This window comes from Marinimicrobium sp. LS-A18, from assembly GCF_000463525.1.
Classification (GTDB): domain Bacteria; phylum Pseudomonadota; class Gammaproteobacteria; order Pseudomonadales; family Cellvibrionaceae; genus Marinimicrobium; species Marinimicrobium koreense.
This window is the reverse complement of sequence record NZ_AWEP01000002.1, coordinates 749,836-766,308: the sequence shown is the minus strand read 5'-3', so window position 1 is coordinate 766,308 and position 16,473 is coordinate 749,836. Positions and strand designations below refer to the sequence as shown.

Below are 16,473 nucleotides of genomic sequence, written 5' to 3'. Positions count from 1 at the left end.
GTAGGGCGGATAAGGGCAAAGCCCGCATCCGCCGTAACTGTAACCCGACACACACCGGCACCTCACTGCACCCAAAAACAACTGATGATATCTATGAACCTGTTTGCCACCTGCCCCAAGGGCCTTGAAGGACTGTTGTACCAGGAACTGGACGCCATTGGCGCCCAACACCTCAAGGAAACCGTGGCCGGCGTCGCCTTTGAAGGGGACATTGCCCTCGCCTATCGGGCCTGTCTCTGGTCCCGCCTGGCCAACAAGATCCTGCTGCCCCTGGCGGAATTTCCCGTCGGCGATCAGAACACTCTCTACAACGGCGCAAGAAACATCCCCTGGGAAGAACACCTGGGTCCCCAGAGCACCCTGCTGGTGGATTTCATCGGCAGCAGCGGCGCCATTCGCAACACCCAATTCGGCGCCCTGAAAATCAAGGACGCCATTGTCGATCGCATCCGCGATGTCACCGGTGATCGCCCGTCGGTCAGCAAGCAGCACCCGGACCTGCGCATCAACGCCCGCCTGAATAAAGGCAAAGTCACCATCAGCCTGGACCTGTCTGGGGAAAGCCTGCACCGTCGGGGCTACCGCACCAAACAGGGCACCGCCCCGATGAAGGAAAACCTGGCGGCCGGTGTTCTCATACGCGCCGGTTGGCCGGACATCGCCGCCCGTGGTGGCGCTCTAATCGACCCCATGTGCGGCTCCGGTACCCTACTGGTGGAAGCCGCCCTGATCGCCGCGGACATCGCGCCCGGCCTGGGCCGCGCCCGGTTTGGGTTTGAGCAGTGGCTCAATCACCGCAATGACATCTGGCTGGAGCTGCGCGAGGAAGCCATTGCCCGCAAACGCGCCGGCCTCGCCAAACCCCGCCCGGAAATCCGCGGCTACGACGCTAACCTGTCCGTCATCCGCGCGGCGGAAGACAACATCATCCAGGCCGAACTGGACGACTGGCTAAGAGTCAGTCGCAAGGAGCTGGCCGACCTCAAACAGCCCACCCACAAGGTGCTCGAACCCGGCCTGCTGATCACCAACCCGCCCTACGGCGAGCGCCTGGGTGATGTCGAGTCCCTGAAGTTGCTGTATCAACACCTGGGTGAGCGACTGAAAACCGAATTCAAAGGCTGGCGCGCGGGCATCTTCACCGGCAACCCCGAGCTCGGCAAGCAGATGGGCCTGCGGGCGGAAAAGAAATACCGCCTCTATAACGGCACCCTGCCCGCCGAGCTGTTGATGTTCTCCATCGAGGAAAGCCAGTTCGTCAGCGCCGCGCCCAAGCCCCTTAAGGCCGAGCTCGAGGCCGACGCCCCGCTGTCCTCCGGCGCACAAATGCTGGCCAATCGACTGCAAAAAAACCTGAAACAGCTGGCGAAGTGGGCGAAAAAGCAGCGCCGCGGCTCCGAAGACGGTATCAATGCTTATCGGCTCTACGATGCGGATATGCCCGAGTACTCGGCGGCCATTGACCTGTACCGCTCCGAACAGGGCGATCTCTACGCCCACGTTCAGGAATACGCCGCCCCCAAATCCGTGGACGAAGCCCGGGCCGAACAGCGCTTCGCGGAGATTCAGGCCGCGGTCCCCCGCGCTCTGGACATTCACCCGGACCGGGTCAGCTACAAGCAGCGCCGCCGTCACAAGCATTCCGATGGCAGTCAGTACCAAAAGCTCGCCGAGCGCCCGGACGGCGAAATCATCAATGTCATCGAAGGCCAGGCGCGGCTTCAGGTCAACCTCTGGCAATATCTGGATACCGGATTGTTTCTCGATCATCGCCCGGTACGGCTGAAAATCGCCGAAATGGCAAACAACAAACGCTTTCTGAACCTGTTCTGCTACACCGCCAGCGCCAGCGTTCACGCCGCCCTGGGCGGCGCCCGGTTCACCCTCAGCGTGGATATGTCCAATACCTACCTGAAATGGGCCCGCAACAACCTGGCGTTGAATGGCCTGAGCGACACCAAGCACCGCACCGAGCAGGCCGACTGTGTGGAGTGGCTGAAAACCAACGAGCAGGAATTCGACCTGATTCTGCTTGATCCACCGAGCTTCTCCAACTCCAAGAAAATGCCCGACGTGCTGGACATTCAGCGGGACCATGTGGCCCTGATCGACGGTGCCATGAAGGCGTTGGCAAAAGGCGGAACCGTGATTTTCTCCACCAATTTGCGGACGTTTGCGATGGATCGGGACGCGTTGAGAGAATATAAGCTCGAAGACATAACCCCCCAAACGATTGATAAGGATTTTCAGCGCAACCCGAAGATTCATCAGTGTTGGTTGGTCAGGTGGTAAACGTCACCATGGGGTAACGGCGGATGCGGCCTTCGGCCTTATCCGCCCTACGGCCGAGCGCAGCGGTATAAATCCGCGTAGGGCGGATAAGCGCCACAGGCGCGCATCCGCCGTAAAACCACGCGCCCCTCCCATTTGGCACCCAAATTGCTTTATCCAGCCTAACCCCAAAAACCGTAAGGTTTTCGTAACAATTGCCCCGATTTTGCGCTATACTCCAGCGGTCATTGCCCCATGAAGGAGCACAATCGGCCAGAGGCAAGATTCGGTCAATCAATGGAGTTAGAGGTCTATGCTGGAAGCCCTGTTTGAGTCCTCCCGGACCACCAAACGCATTATTTCACTGATTTACGACACCGTCGCTATTGTTACCGCCTTCTACGCCGCCGCCTTCCTGCGGTTGGGCACCTTTAACTCCCAGTTTCTCGATAAAGACGTCACCGTCATCGCCATTACCCTGGTGGTGAGCCTCGCCGTCTTTATCCGCATGGGCATGTACCGCGCCATCCTGCGCTACATGAGCACACCGGCCATGCTGACCATTGTTGGCTGTGTGTTTATTTCCGCACTGGTCCTGGCCACGTCCAGCTTTCTGACCCAGTCCCGACTGCCCCGCTCCATTCCGTTCATCTACCTGACCATCGCCCTGCTGCTCATTGGCGCCCCGCGCCTGATGGTGCGCAGCGTCATCATGATGCTCAACCGGCGCAGCATGGATATCAAGGAGCCCGTCCTGGTATACGGTGCCGGCTACACGGGACACCAGCTCACTCTGGCCTTACAGGGTTCGCAATACAAACCCGTGGCCTTTGTGGACGATAACCCGGCCCTGCATCGCACGTCCGTAGCCAACATCAAGGTTTACAGCCCGAAAATGATCGAGGCCCTGATCCGCACGCACCGGGTCAGCAAAGTCCTGCTCGCGCTGGGCAGCACGCCCAACTCCCGTCGGGCTCAGGTAATCAAGCGCCTGGAATCCCTGGCCATTTCGGTCCAGACTGTGCCGGCCATTCCGGATATTCTGAGTGGCAAGGCCCGCATCGAACACATCAAGGATGTGGAAATTGAAGACCTGCTGGGCCGGGACCCCGTCTCATCCCAGCCGGAGCTGATGGCCGCCAACATCACCGACAAGGTGGTCATGGTCACCGGCGCTGGCGGCTCCATTGGTAGCGAGCTGTGTCGCCAGATCATCCAGCACCGCCCCCGCGCCATCGTCCTGTTTGAGCTGAACGAGTTCAGTCTCTACCAGATCGAACGTGAGCTGCAGGAAACCTCTGAATTCCGCACCAACCACATCAACCTCTACAGCATCCTGGGCTCGGTTCAGAAAGAACACCGGGTGGAAACCATCATGCGCAGCTTTGGTGTGCAGACGGTCTACCACGCCGCCGCTTACAAGCACGTGCCGCTGGTAGAACACAATATCGTCGAGGGCGTGCGCAACAACGTCTACGGCACCTGGTACACCGCCGAGGCCGCTATTCGCGCCGGGGTGGAGTCTTTCGTGCTGGTTTCTACCGACAAGGCCGTGCGCCCCACCAACATCATGGGCGCCTCCAAGCGACTGGCGGAGCTGGTACTGCAGGGCCTGGCCAAACGTCAGAACACCACCATCTTCAGCATGGTCCGCTTCGGTAACGTACTGGGTTCATCCGGCTCCGTGGTCCCGCTGTTCCGGGAACAGATCAAAAACGGTGGACCGGTGACGGTCACCCACCCGGAGATGGTCCGCTATTTCATGACTATCCCGGAAGCCGCCAAGCTGGTGATTCAAGCGGGCGCCATCGGTACCGGTGGCGACGTGTTCGTGCTGGATATGGGCGAGCCGGTGAAAATCGTGGACCTTGCCACCCGGATGATTCACCTCTCGGGCCTGGAAATCAAAGACGAAGACCGCCCCAACGGCGATATAGAAGTCGAATTTACCGGCCTGCGCCCGGGCGAGAAGTTGTACGAAGAACTGCTGATCGGCAGCAACGTCTCCGGCACTCAACACCCCGGCATCCTGCGCGCCGAAGAGCACCACCTGAGCTGGGAAGAAACCAAAAACCTGCTCGACGACCTCGACGTCGCCTGCCACGCCTACCAGTGCGACCGCGTGAAACAGCTATTGGTGGAAGCGCCCACGGATTACAAGGCCAGCATGTTGATCAGCGACTCGGTGTGGCGGCAGAAGCAGAATACCGGGAAGTTGCGGGTGGTTAACTGACAGCTCAGTGACGGCGGATGCGCCTTCGGCTTATCCGCCCTACGCGTACCACGGCGATTTGCGTATGGATTGGTGCGGGACGTACCACGGCAGTTCGCGTATGGATTGTGTGCGTGATGTAAAACGGCAGACCGCGTAGGGCGGATAAGCGAAGCGCATCCGCCGTAACCCAACCCCAACGCATCCACCAAAACTAAACCCTACCCCCGCACCACTCTCTAATAATCATCCCACTCCACATGCCGGATCCCGGCCCCAAACTGATACACCAAAAACACCACCGGCGCATAAGCCAACAACACACCCCACAACGGGTCTATGCCCCCGGACACCACCCACCAGGCCATGGGCAACAACCAGATCACATTCAACGTACCGTAAAACAAGGTCGTAGCCTTGTGCCCCCAATTCACCGCCCGGTGCTGATAGGCATGGCTACGATGCGCCTCAAACAGATTCTCCCGGCGCCACCACCGAAAGAACAACGTGAGCGTCGCATCCGCCACAAACATCGCCAACAGAATCACCCAACCCCAGAACAGCTCTGGCGCCTGATGGCCGGCATAAACCGACAACAACCCCAGCCAGAGCCCCACAAAGCCACTGCCGGCGTCGCCCATAAAGATCTTTGCCGGGGGAAAATTCCAGATCAGAAAGCCCAGGCTTGCCACCGCCAACAGGCCGTACAACGCCACATTGGCCTCCGGCAAAGCCCACCAGGCCAGCAGCGCCCCACTCACACAGACGGTCAACGCTTCCACCCCGGCAATGCCGTCGATGCCATCCATAAAGTTGTACAGATTCAGCACCCAAACCAGGTACAACAGCAACGGCGCCCACAGCCATCCCCCCTCAAGCGTCCAGCCCAGCAAGGGCAAGGCCATAGGCCCGCCCAACCAATAAAGCCCCCAGGCCGCTGCCGAGAAGTGCACCAGCAGACGCACCAACGCCGGTGCGTGGCCGTGGTCGTCCCACCAGCCCACCAGCGCCACCAGCAACCCGGCGCCGGCCAGGCCGTAAACTACCGCATCCGCCACCAGGCCCAACCAGGCCAGGGCCGGCAAGGCCAGCAGGCAGACCACCACAATCGCTACCCCACCCCCGCGCGGAGTCGGTACGGAATGCGAGCTGCGCGCATTGGGAATATCCATCAGCTTTTTGTGCAGTGCATAACCCCGCAACACCCCGGTCAGCCCCCAAGCCAACCCCAGCGCCACCACCAAAATAAGAATCAAAATCAACGTATCTTCCACCCTCTAAACAACAATCATCAGGATTGAGTACAAAAAGCACACAGTGTGCTATAATTCACTTCATGAAATCAATCACATGGAACCCCGAAAAGAACAAACTTCTCCAAGAAGAGCGAAACATCGCCTTTGAGGATGTGGTTTTACATATCTCGATCGGGGGAATTTTAGACACGTTCGAGCATCCAAACCAGGAACGTTACCCAGGTCAGAAAATACATGTGATTAACATCGAGGAATATGCTTATCTGGTTCCCTTCGTAGAGTCGGAAGGTGAGGTATTCCTGAAAACAATCATTCCGAGCCGTAAAGCGACCAAAACGTATTTGGGAGGTCCAAAATGAGCAAACTGGACAAAGAGGAGCAAGACATTCTCGAGGCTTTCGACGCCGCCAAGCTACAGCGAGCGCCGGATATTGAAGAGAGAAAAGCTCGGCATCAAAAGTACGCAGAAGGCACGTTCAAAAAAGACGCCAGAATCAACATCCGCCTTTCTTCAAAAGACCTTCGCGGGCTCCAAAAGAAAGCGCTGGAGGAAGGCATCCCCTACCAGACACTGGTCGCCAGTATCCTCCACAAGTACGTAGAAGGTCGTCTGCACGAACAGCGATAGCCGATGCGGGACAATTCATCACTCAGACCAAGGAAGGTATGCTGAATGAATTCAAAGAACGCAAAAACGCTTAAAATTACCCCTCGAGCCAAGCATGACCCCCGAGACATCTGGACGTGCGGCGTGGACAGATCCCGGTCGTCGGACACCACCCTCTAGGCCACGGCAAAACCCTGACCTTCTAACTCGGCAGGACATCGTGCAGTAACTTGTTTACGCTCTGCATCGCCTCACCCCAAGACACTGGGACTTTGTGATATACCAGTGGGACAATAAAGCGCTCATAGCGCTCTTTATGAACGGGGTTGATGTGCAAACAACGGAGACCATGGTGTAACTCGGCTGCGGGGTCAGCGAGGAACTGCGGGTGCTGGCGGCCAAACTGCTCTGCATCAGTACGCACCACCTCATGAACCAACCATCGAAGTGTATTGACGCTGTAGCCGGAAGCGGTAGCCATGTGGAGATCGTACACGTGTCTGACCAGCATTTCGTCATCTTTCCTTGTCGAGTCGCGGTCCACTTGGGCAGTCCTGCGAAGCAAAGCGACCAGTTTCTCACTGATGGTTGAGAGGATACAGACCACCGGAAAACTGTTCACCTCTGGCGGATTCCGCAACACTTCAGCATACAATGAGCTCACCGAGCACTCTATTGGAGTCTCAAACAGTTCTGATGCCGTCACATCAAGCTTAAGGTTGGGTCGCAGCGCCGAAATACCGCGCTGAGTACGAGGATAAGTAACGGTAAACTCCGCGTAGCGGTACTCGTTACGCTTCAAAACTCCTCCCTCAGCAAGGTTCAGATGCTCCGAGTGATTAATGGTCTGCTCTATATTCGCCAGCACCGCTTTACGAGCTGCTCTTAGCGCCGTTCTCGACATATTGCCAGTTACTCCGTTGCGAGTAACCAGTTTGATATCAACGTCCTCAGACATGCGGTATATGTGTCTGTGCGCTTTTGCGAGGCTGGTTCCTCCGGCAAACACGAGTTGAAAGTGCTCTGAATGCACCTGTGTAAGCAGACGAAGCAGCTCAACGGCATAGGCATCTTTTTCAACAATAGCCGGGCTCTCTATACCTAGCGCATCGGCTACATCCGGGAACAATTCAGGGTTACAATTCACGTAGAAGTTCGCTCAATACCAAGCCGGTATTTTCCATACGCGATACGACGACAGAATGGGCCAGTTACTTTGATAACGACTCGTGCCGGTATTTGCGTATTGCCGGCCTGGTAAGCCTTTTCCACACTGGCTGGTTCCCATTTTACGCCCAACCGGTTTAGCGCTTCCTTGGAAACCTGGTCGAAGCCGCCTGGAGCCGCCAACATAGGCTTTCCTGTGATCCGGTTCTTGCGGGCCTTCGCGTACAGGCCTTTTCCGATACGCACCAACCGCCCCTGCCCTACCAATTGCCGTAACGCCCTACCAACCTGGTCATAGCCTCCCAACGCATCAAAATCCTCACGCAAGAAGACCGTACGATGACTCTTGCGGATTTTCTCTTGCATTCTGGATTTCAAGGTTTCTGTGGCCATAGATGCACCAAACGTAATCGGTTTAACCAATATCATATCGGTTCATTGTTCGTCAGTCAAAAACACGACATCAAAAAATGCCGTTAAAAACATTTATGTCCTTTTATTTCAATAGCTTATGAGATTTCAAAGCTACCATCAATCGCCGAAAATACGGCACAAATCAAGTTCCACCTGAATGGCAACTCACCCCGTCATCCACCAGCGTCACCCACCATTCTTCGCAGCCCCTCCTCCACCGAAAACGGTGGCCGCCAGATCAGGCGGTTTTTCACTTTATCCGTACTGACCTGAAGGGAATCACACAGCCTGTCCACCATTGAGCGGCGACCGAGCAAGCCGGCGCCGAGTTTTAACAGCGGCATCGGAAACGGCCATAACCGAGCAGTGCGCCCTTGGGCTTCGGCCATCAAGCGCACCAGCTCCGGCGTGGACAGATCCCGGCCATCGGACACCAGGAACACCTCATTGGCCGCCGCCGGGTGCGTGCAGCACAGCGCCAGCAAGTCCACCAGGTTCTCCACAAACACCAGGCTGCGCTTATTGCGCACAGACGCCAGCGGCAATGGCCACCCGCGCCCGACCGCCCGCATCAGCGCCGCCATATTGGCGCGCACGCCAGGCCCATACACCAACGGGGGGCGGACAATTACCAACTCCATCCCCGCCCGTTGAGCGTGCTCCCAGAGCGCCTGTTCACCTTCCCACTTGGAACGCCCGTAAGCATCCTCAGGCTGCGGGGTATCCCGCTCACTGAACGGAACGCCCTCAGTTCGCTCACCATTAACCTTGATACTGCTGACAAACACAAACCGGCGCGCGCCCCGAGCCGAGGCTAATCGAGCGGCCGCCAGAGGCTCCTCACAATTGGCCCGGCGATGCGCCGCCAACTCATCCTCCGCACTGCCGGTCAGAGCAACATGCGCCCTACCCGCGCAATACACCACCGTATCACCGGCGGACAGCAACGAGCCCAACGCCGAAATGCGATGCGCCGTCACCCCCTCCACCGTCGACGCCGAACGGGAAATGGGCTCCACCGATTGTCCATCGGCCCGCAAACGGGCCATCAAAGCACGCCCCACAAAACCGGTCGCACCAGGAATCCAGATCGTCATCACATTATTCCGTTATTTCAAATCGACCAATTCACCACAGCTCGCGTAGGGCGGATAAGCGCGAAGCGCGCATCCGCCGTAACCCAAACCCGACCAATCCAACCCACTTTTCAGGTATACTCCACCCAATTACGGATAAAACTGATTTAACCCTATGCCCAACACGCCCAACCCGGCACAACCCGCCTCAGGGATCGACTACGACGTTCTCGTCTGCACCTACAATGGCGCAGAATTCATCGAAGAGCAACTCCACAGCATTCTTCGCCAACAGCCCGCCCCGAAGCGCGTGCTGATCAGCGACGACCACTCCGCCGATAACACCCGAGCCATTGTAAACCAGGTTGCGCAATCCTCGCCCATACCGATCGAGATCATCGACGGACCCGGCCGAGGCGTTATCCGCAACGTGCTGACCGCCCTACCGAAAACCACCGCCGACTACGTCTTTCTGGCGGACCAGGACGACATCTGGCTGGACAACAAAGCCGCGCTGTTCGCCGAAAAAATGCACGGCGAGCATTGCCCTCACCTGATTTTTTCCGACGCCTGGGTCTGGCACCCCGACAGGGACGAAAAACATTCTTTCTGGGAACTGGACCAACTGCGCCCGGACAACGCCAGGGACCCGCGACGGCTCGCGTTTCACAACACAGTGCAAGGTGCCTCGGCGTGTGTCAACCGATCCTTGATCGCCGCCATGGAACCCACCGCCGAGCACCCGGACATCGTCATGCACGACTGGTGGCTCGCGCTGATCGCCAGCGGCACTGGCCACATTGATTACATCCGGGAGCCGACGCTTCTGTATCGCCAGCATGACAACAACCAGGTGGGAAGTCAGAACAAAGCAAACCGGCGCAAGCGTAAACTCGCGGATACCTTGACGGTCGCCAACCGGATACTTCGCCAGGCCGTCGCGTTTACCGACCATTACCACGAGGCGTTGCCCCTGGCCCACCAAGATTTTTTTAAACAGTATCAGGAAGCCATGAAAGGAGGCGCACTGGCTCGTACGGCTTTCATTCTCCGTTACTGGCCTCAACATCGTGACCTGAACAGAACGTTCAAGCTTTGGGCGAGCATGCTGCTCGTAGAGGGAGCACGGAAACAATGACCGTTTACATTTCCGTCGTCTCCCACGAAGACACACTCGAAATCATTCACGACCTACAGCCCCACCGGCTGAAATCCCCCGAACACCAGATCGTCATCCTGGACAACTGCCCTGCCCGGGAGCTGGAAACCTACGCGACGGAACACAAGTTGACGTACCTGGCCAACGAAAACATTCAGGGCTTCGGTGCCAACCACAACAAGGTTTTCCACTACTGTCAGCACATGCTGAGTATGGATGTTGAGAACGACTGGTTCGTTATCCTTAACCCTGACCTGGAGTGCGACCGCGAGGCGATTGAGCACCTGATCGACGACATGCAGGCAAGCGGTGCAAAAATAGGCGCGCCCAATATCTTCAAGGACAGGCAATTCGAGGAGCATGAGGAATCTGTGCGCCGCTTTCCCTACCTGTGGGAACTCGTCACCTCCTATCTATTCCGGAAAAACCGGACCGGAGTGGACCGCTGCACGGATCGGGCCTGCGAAGTGGATTGGGCATCCGGCGCCTGCCTGGCGTTCAGCGCCAGCACCTTCAAAGCCCTGGGCGGGTTTGATGAGCGGTATTTCTTATATTATGAAGACGTGGACTTCTGCTGGCGGGCAAGACATATGCTGGGCGAGAAGACATTCTATGTTCCGGGTGCGAGGATGGTGCACCGGGGTAAGCGGGCCAGTCATACGTTGAACAATCGACACTTGTGGTGGCATTTGACCAGTGCATTGCGATTTGCGTGGGTGAGGACCAAAACCGCTTTATTTGGGGTGGATTCGTTAAAGTGAATAACACTCCACGGTCCGCGTAGGGCGGATAAGCCGAAGGCGCATCCGCCGTAAATACCCGTGACACAGTGTATGCAGTCGCGTTCGGAGTGGCATAACGTGCGGTGACGGCGGATGCGCTACGCTTATCCGCCCTACGCAACCCGCGCCACGCGACCTGCATGGGAAACACCTTACGATTACGGCAACAACTGCATCATCGTCCGCAACTGCCGCCGCCAATGAACGCACTCAATCCCAAACGCCGCTTCGGTGCTCCGCTTATCCAATACACTGTATGCGGGCCGCTGGGCCGGCGTCGGGTACTGGCTTGCTGGAATAGGGCGAACTGGAATCGCTTTGTCTAACAAACTCAATTCCAACCCAATATCCTGAATGGCCACCGCAAAATCATACCAGGACGCAACGCCTGCATCCGACCAGTGGTACACACCCCCCGGCACAGCCTGCATCACCCCAACCCACAACAACTGAGCCAGGCCCCGAGCCCAGGTCGGCGTCCCCACCTGGTCCACGATCACACCCAGTTCTGGCTTATCCGCCATCAACCGCAGCATGGTCTTGACGAAGTTGTCGCAATTGCAGGAATAAAGCCACCCCGTGCGAACAATCACCGCATCCGGTAAGCGGTGACGCAATACCGCCTCACCCGCGAGCTTACTGGCACCGTACACAGACTGAGGGTTCGCGGCAGAGGACGGCAAGTACGGCGCGTTAGCGGAACCGTCAAACACAAAATCCGTAGAAACGTGAAACAATCGCGCGCCGACCTGCTCGCAAGCCACGGCCAAGTTGGCAACGCCCTGCTCATTCACCGCGAACGCCGCTTCACGTTCAGTTTCAGCCCGGTCCACAGCCGTATACGCAGCGGCGTTGATCACAGCGTCGGGCTTAAAAGTTGTCAGTACCGATCTGCAAGCATCAGGCAGAGTAATATCCAGCTCCGAACGCCCGACCATACGGGCGTGGACCGCATCTGGTACCGTTTGCATCAAGTCCCAGGCCAATTGGCCGGTGCCAATAATAACGACATTCATACCACAAAATTCCGCGTGCTTCGCGTAGGGCGGATAAGCGGAGCGCATCCGCCGTAAATATACGTGGAGTTCCGTAAGAACGTCACCTTGGGCAACGGCGGATGCAGGTCATACCGCTGCGCTCGGCTCCGCCCTGCGCAACCCACTAAACGTTGCCTATGCGGGCCAGTTGATAATCCCCACTCAACACCCGCTGCCACCACTCGCGGTTATCCAAATACCACTGAACGGTCTTACGCAGCCCGGTCTCAAAAGTCTCCTGAGGCACCCAACCCAACTCCCGCTGGATCTTGGCCGCGTCAATCGCATAGCGCTTGTCATGCCCGGGCCGATCCTTGACGAAGGTAATCAAATCCTCATACTGCTCCACGCCATCGGGCTTCTCCGGCGCCAGCTCTTCCAGCAGGGTACAAACCGCGCGAACAACATCCAGGTTCTTTACCTCATTATGCCCACCGACATTATAGGTTTCCCCGATCTGTCCCTGGGTTGCAACCAGCACCAGCGCCCGTGCATGGTCTTCCACATACAGCCAGTCACGGACCTGTGAGCCATCCCCATAAACCGGCAGAGCCCTGCCAGCCAGAGCATTCAGAATCATATGGGGAATCAACTTCTCGGGAAAGTGATACGGCCCGTAATTATTGGAGCAGTTGGTCACCACCACCGGCAAGCCATAAGTCCGCCCCCAGGCACGCACCAAATGATCCGATGCGGCCTTGGACGCCGAGTAAGGCGAGCTGGGCGCGTAAGCGGTAGATTCAGTAAACAGTGAGTCAGCCCCTTCAAGATCGCCGTATACCTCATCGGTAGACACATGATGAAACCGAAAGCGCGCCCTGGCCGGCTCACCCAGCCTCCCAAAGTGCTCTCGCGCCGCTTGCAGCAGGTTGAACGTCCCCATCACATTGGTTTCAAGGAACGCTCTAGGGCCATCAATGGAACGGTCCACGTGAGACTCAGCCGCCAAGTGCATGATGACGTCCGGGGCAAAGTCCAGTACGGCCTGGCGCGTCGCCTCAGCATCCCGCAGATCAACCTGAGCAAATCGAACCTTTGGGTGTTGATCGTAACCGGGAATCGAGTCCAGGTTGCCGGCGTAGGTCAGCGCGTCGAAGATCAGCACCTCGTGTTCGTCGTCCGCTATCAGTTGGCGGACAACCGCCGACCCAATAAATCCGGCACCGCCGGTAACGATTATTCTCATAATTTGAATCTTTCCAACAATGGTCGCGTAGGGCGGATAAGCCGAAGGCGCATCCGCCGTTACCGAACGTTATGCACCCCAAATCGCATTTATATTTGAGGCGTCACGTGTATTTACGGCGGATGCGGCCTCCGGCCTTATCCGCCCTACGCAAAGTTCGCCCTACGCGAAATTCGGTGCAGCTTTGTCCTTTTCTGACAAAATCACCTCACCAACCCGGTCAACCGGCCAATCAATACCCAACGTCGGGTCACTCCACCGAATTGAACGCTCAGAATCCGGGTGGTAATAATTCGTACACTTATAAACAAACTCGGCGGATTCGGATGTCACCAAAAATCCATGAGCAAAGCCCTCCGGTACCCACATCTGCCGCTTATTCTCGGCACTCAGATAATGCCCAACCCATTGACCAAACGTGGCGGAACCCTGCCGAATATCCACCGCTACATCAAAAACCTCGCCCGACACCACGCGAACCAACTTACCTTGCGGTTGTTGTTCCTGGTAATGGAGGCCACGAAGAATCCCCCGACGGGACTTTGAATGGTTATCCTGGACAAAGGTCACATCCGCAATGTTTTCTCGAAACCAGCTCTCGCGAAAGGTTTCCATAAAGAAACCCCGCTCGTCGCCGAAGACGCGAGGTTCCAGGATTTTTACATCGGGGATGTTGGTGTCTACTACCTGCATGAATAAACCTATACCCTCTGCGTAGGGCGGATAAGCCAAAGGCGCATCCGCCGTTATTGAACGTCATGCGTCTCCACGCGTTTATGCTGGGTGATTCACGTGTACTTACGGCGGATGCGCTTAGCTTATCCGCCCTACGCGCACCTTTGAAACTTCCGAAAACCTCGTTAATCTTTAAAACGATTTCGAAGGTCGCCACACGGACGCTGCCTATCCTTCAATATCTTCAACAAATACTGCCCATAACCACTCTTGACCTGCGCATGGGCCAAGGCCTCCAACTGCTCATCACTGATAAACCCCTGCCGGTAAGCGGCTTCCTCCGGGCAGGAAATCTTCAAACCCTGGCGCTTTTCAATGGTCTGCACATACTGCGCGGCGCTGAGCAGATTCTCATGGGTACCGGTATCCAACCAAGTATAACCGCGCCCCATAATCTCTACATTCAGCTCACCCTGGCGCAGGTAATGCATATTCAAATCGGTGATTTCCAGCTCACCACGTGCCGAAGGCTTCAGGCTCTTGGCAATCTCCGGCGCCTGATGATCGTAAAAGTACAACCCGGTGACGGCATAGTTAGACTTGGGCTCCGCGGGCTTCTCTTCCAGGCTTATCACCCTACCCTCAGCATCAAACTCGGCCACACCATAGGCACCCGGGGTATCTACGTGATAACCAAATACGGTGGCACCCTCAGTGCGTTGGTTGGCTCGCTGCATCAGAGCCAGAAAACCATGGCCGTAAAAAATATTGTCGCCCAGAATCAGAGTACTTGGGTGACCGTTCAAGAACGATTCCCCCAAGACAAATGCTTGCGCCAGACCGTCAGGGCTCGGCTGAGCAAGATACTCAAAGTTGACGCCCCACTGGCTCCCATCGCCCAGCAGGCGTTGAAAAGCCTCGAGGTCGTGGGGTGTCGTAATTATCAGGATATCGCGAATACCCGCAAACATCAGAGTCGTCAACGGGTAGTAAATCATGGGCTTGTCGTAGATGGGCATCAGTTGCTTGCTTGCACCCAGCGTTAGCGGGTACAGGCGAGTGCCGGAACCACCGGCAAGAACGATGCCTTTGCGGGCTTTAGAGGTTATTGCCATGCGGACTTGCCGCCCTTTTTTGTCAGGTTGTTCATAAACTGCTTGTATTCGTTGGCGACCTCATGGGTGTCGCCCTCGGCCTTGATTACGCCGTCTTCCAACCAGAGGGCGCGACTGCAGACTTTATTGACTTGCGCACCGCTGTGGCTGACAAAAACCACAGTTTGTTCACTATTGATCTTTTCCATCATGGCTTTTTCGGCCTTTTTATTGAACTGCTGGTCACCGACACTGAGTGTCTCGTCAATCATCAGCAAGTCCACTTCGGTCAACAACGCGGTGGAGAACCCGAGCCGCGCACGCATTCCCGATGAGTAGGTCCGCACTGGGCGTTCAAAGAACTGGCCAAGCTCCGAGAACTCCTTGATACCTTCAATGGACTCCTGAGCCTGCTTCTTTGTATATCCTTGCAACATTGCCGCAAGCAAAGCGTTATCCCGGCCGGAAAGCTCCTTATCAAACCCCATCCCCAATGTCAGCAAAATACGGGATATATGCTTTGGATGAGTTACTTTCCCCTTGGTGGGTGCCACTACGCCATTCAGAATGCGTAACAACGAGCTTTTGCCGCAGCCATTTCGCCCCATAATGCCCAGGGTTTCACCTCGACGCACCTCGAAAGTTACATCCTTGAGAACAGGAATACTGACTCGCTTGAATCCCCAAACCCGACTATTGTAACCATACTCTACATCTTCAACCGAGAGCAAAATGTCACCCGTCGTCATGAGTTAATCACCCTGGAGGCCATAGACTGCCCCATATATCGATAAAACAAATGCACCAGCACCAAGCCTACTGCCAGGATCAGAGCCAGCCAACCCAAATGATGGAGATCATACAGTTCTCCTCGCATCAGCACGTCCCGATAGGCATCAAGCAAGTAGGCCAAGGGATTCCAGGTCACAAGTAGCTCTCGCGACACTGGATCTTGTATGCGCTCCAAGTCCCAGAAAATGCCTGAACCAAACATAAGCCCCATCATTGACATACCAATCAAAATACGAGTATCACGAACATAGCTTACGCAGATCGCCGCAACCAATGATACGAGAAGAATTAGCATGTACTGCACGACCCAGAGCGGCACCATCCACAACCAGTGCCAGCTTGGCATATAGCCATAAACTACTGTGAGACCGAACAACATCAGAAAAGTCACCCATTGGCGATACAATACTGTATGAACCTGTTCGTAGGGGAAGAACTGACGAGGCACATTAGTTTGCGTAATTAGCGACTTCCCCTGAACAATACTATTTGATGACGAGAGCACCGATTTGCTGAACCACAAAAAGGGAATTTTACCCGCCATCAGAAACAGGAGGTCCCGACCAAATCCCAGGAGTAAAGTAAACACCAAGTAGAACATCAATACCCAAAGAACCGGCTCCAGAAGCCACCACAAATAGCTCAAATAGAGCTTGGACGCATCAGACTTTAGCGACATACGCGCCTTGACATCGACCAAGGCCAAAAAATTAGAAATTTTCATTAGAAACGACTAGTTCCAAAC

16 protein-coding genes are annotated in these 16,473 nt (G+C 56.2%); 6 read left to right on the top strand and 10 right to left on the bottom strand.

Features of this window, described 5'->3' with window-relative positions; genetic code table 11:
• The first annotated feature begins 84 nt into the window (after positions 1 to 84).
• Entirely contained in the window at positions 85 to 2,292 is a 2,208-nt protein-coding gene (gene rlmKL / locus N645_RS0103345) for a bifunctional 23S rRNA (guanine(2069)-N(7))-methyltransferase RlmK/23S rRNA (guanine(2445)-N(2))-methyltransferase RlmL (RefSeq protein WP_193744944.1), read from the top strand.
• A gap of 292 nt (positions 2,293 to 2,584) precedes the next feature.
• Positions 2,585 to 4,504 carry a nucleoside-diphosphate sugar epimerase/dehydratase gene (locus tag N645_RS0103340; protein WP_024460098.1) on the top strand — a complete coding sequence of 640 codons (1,920 nt, stop codon included), beginning with the start codon at positions 2,585 to 2,587 and terminating at the stop codon, positions 4,502 to 4,504.
• Positions 4,505 to 4,722: 218 nt separating this feature from the next.
• On the opposite strand, the gene N645_RS0103335 is transcribed toward N645_RS0103340, so the two are convergent.
• Positions 4,723 to 5,739, bottom strand: coding sequence for a glycosyltransferase family 4 protein (locus N645_RS0103335; RefSeq protein ID WP_238559191.1), 1,017 nt, complete (start codon positions 5,737 to 5,739; stop codon positions 4,723 to 4,725).
• A gap of 80 nt (positions 5,740 to 5,819) precedes the next feature.
• Between N645_RS0103335 and N645_RS0103330 the strand changes: the two genes are divergently transcribed.
• Positions 5,820 to 6,098 carry a hypothetical protein gene (locus N645_RS0103330; RefSeq protein ID WP_024460096.1) on the top strand — a complete coding sequence of 93 codons (279 nt, stop codon included), beginning with the start codon at positions 5,820 to 5,822 and terminating at the stop codon, positions 6,096 to 6,098.
• Positions 6,095 to 6,367: an antitoxin gene (locus N645_RS0103325; protein WP_024460095.1), complete on the top strand. Its 273-nt coding sequence runs from the start codon at positions 6,095 to 6,097 to the stop codon at positions 6,365 to 6,367. The genes N645_RS0103330 and N645_RS0103325 overlap by 4 nt, the downstream gene beginning before the upstream one ends.
• Before the next feature lie 181 nt (positions 6,368 to 6,548).
• On the opposite strand, the gene N645_RS0103320 is transcribed toward N645_RS0103325, so the two are convergent.
• The 3 genes from N645_RS0103320 to N645_RS0103310 all read right to left on the bottom strand — a co-directional run bounded on the left by N645_RS0103320 (position 6,549) and on the right by N645_RS0103310 (position 9,024).
• Positions 6,549 to 7,493 carry a nucleotidyl transferase AbiEii/AbiGii toxin family protein gene (locus N645_RS0103320; protein ID WP_024460094.1) on the bottom strand — a complete coding sequence of 315 codons (945 nt, stop codon included), beginning with the start codon at positions 7,491 to 7,493 and terminating at the stop codon, positions 6,549 to 6,551.
• Positions 7,490 to 7,906, bottom strand: a complete 417-nt coding sequence (locus N645_RS0103315; protein ID WP_024460093.1) for a DUF6088 family protein — start codon at positions 7,904 to 7,906, stop codon at positions 7,490 to 7,492. The genes N645_RS0103320 and N645_RS0103315 overlap by 4 nt, the downstream gene beginning before the upstream one ends.
• Before the next feature lie 194 nt (positions 7,907 to 8,100).
• Positions 8,101 to 9,024 carry an NAD-dependent epimerase/dehydratase family protein gene (locus N645_RS0103310; protein ID WP_024460092.1) on the bottom strand — a complete coding sequence of 308 codons (924 nt, stop codon included), beginning with the start codon at positions 9,022 to 9,024 and terminating at the stop codon, positions 8,101 to 8,103.
• 154 nt (positions 9,025 to 9,178) lie between these two features.
• Here N645_RS0103310 and N645_RS16570 point away from each other — a divergent pair, with 154 nt between their 5' ends.
• Together N645_RS16570 and N645_RS0103300 are read left to right on the top strand one after the other, a co-directional pair.
• Positions 9,179 to 10,141, top strand: a complete 963-nt coding sequence (locus N645_RS16570) for a glycosyltransferase family 2 protein (RefSeq protein WP_024460091.1) — start codon at positions 9,179 to 9,181, stop codon at positions 10,139 to 10,141.
• Positions 10,138 to 10,923 (top strand): glycosyltransferase, encoded by a 786-nt coding sequence (locus tag N645_RS0103300; protein WP_024460090.1) that lies wholly within the window; start codon positions 10,138 to 10,140, stop codon positions 10,921 to 10,923. Before N645_RS16570 ends, N645_RS0103300 begins: the two co-directional genes overlap by 4 nt.
• A gap of 179 nt (positions 10,924 to 11,102) precedes the next feature.
• Here N645_RS0103300 and rfbD read toward each other — a convergent pair whose 3' ends face one another.
• From rfbD to N645_RS0103270, 6 genes are all read right to left on the bottom strand, one after another.
• Positions 11,103 to 11,960 carry a dTDP-4-dehydrorhamnose reductase gene (rfbD, locus tag N645_RS0103295; RefSeq protein WP_024460089.1) on the bottom strand — a complete coding sequence of 286 codons (858 nt, stop codon included), beginning with the start codon at positions 11,958 to 11,960 and terminating at the stop codon, positions 11,103 to 11,105.
• Positions 11,961 to 12,105: 145 nt separating this feature from the next.
• The gene (gene rfbB / locus N645_RS0103290; protein WP_024460088.1) at positions 12,106 to 13,167 is read right to left on the bottom strand and encodes a dTDP-glucose 4,6-dehydratase; all 1,062 of its coding nucleotides are present in this window, start codon (positions 13,165 to 13,167) and stop codon (positions 12,106 to 12,108) included.
• Between the two features lie 162 nt (positions 13,168 to 13,329).
• Positions 13,330 to 13,860: a dTDP-4-dehydrorhamnose 3,5-epimerase gene (gene rfbC / locus N645_RS0103285; protein WP_024460087.1), complete on the bottom strand. Its 531-nt coding sequence runs from the start codon at positions 13,858 to 13,860 to the stop codon at positions 13,330 to 13,332.
• Positions 13,861 to 14,027: 167 nt separating this feature from the next.
• Entirely contained in the window at positions 14,028 to 14,957 is a 930-nt protein-coding gene (gene rfbA / locus N645_RS0103280; RefSeq protein WP_024460086.1) for a glucose-1-phosphate thymidylyltransferase RfbA, read from the bottom strand.
• Positions 14,948 to 15,685: an ABC transporter ATP-binding protein gene (locus N645_RS0103275; protein ID WP_024460085.1), complete on the bottom strand. Its 738-nt coding sequence runs from the start codon at positions 15,683 to 15,685 to the stop codon at positions 14,948 to 14,950. The genes rfbA and N645_RS0103275 overlap by 10 nt, the downstream gene beginning before the upstream one ends.
• Entirely contained in the window at positions 15,682 to 16,452 is a 771-nt protein-coding gene (locus tag N645_RS0103270; protein WP_024460084.1) for an ABC transporter permease, read from the bottom strand. Before N645_RS0103270 ends, N645_RS0103275 begins: the two co-directional genes overlap by 4 nt.
• Positions 16,453 to 16,473 lie beyond the last annotated feature (21 nt).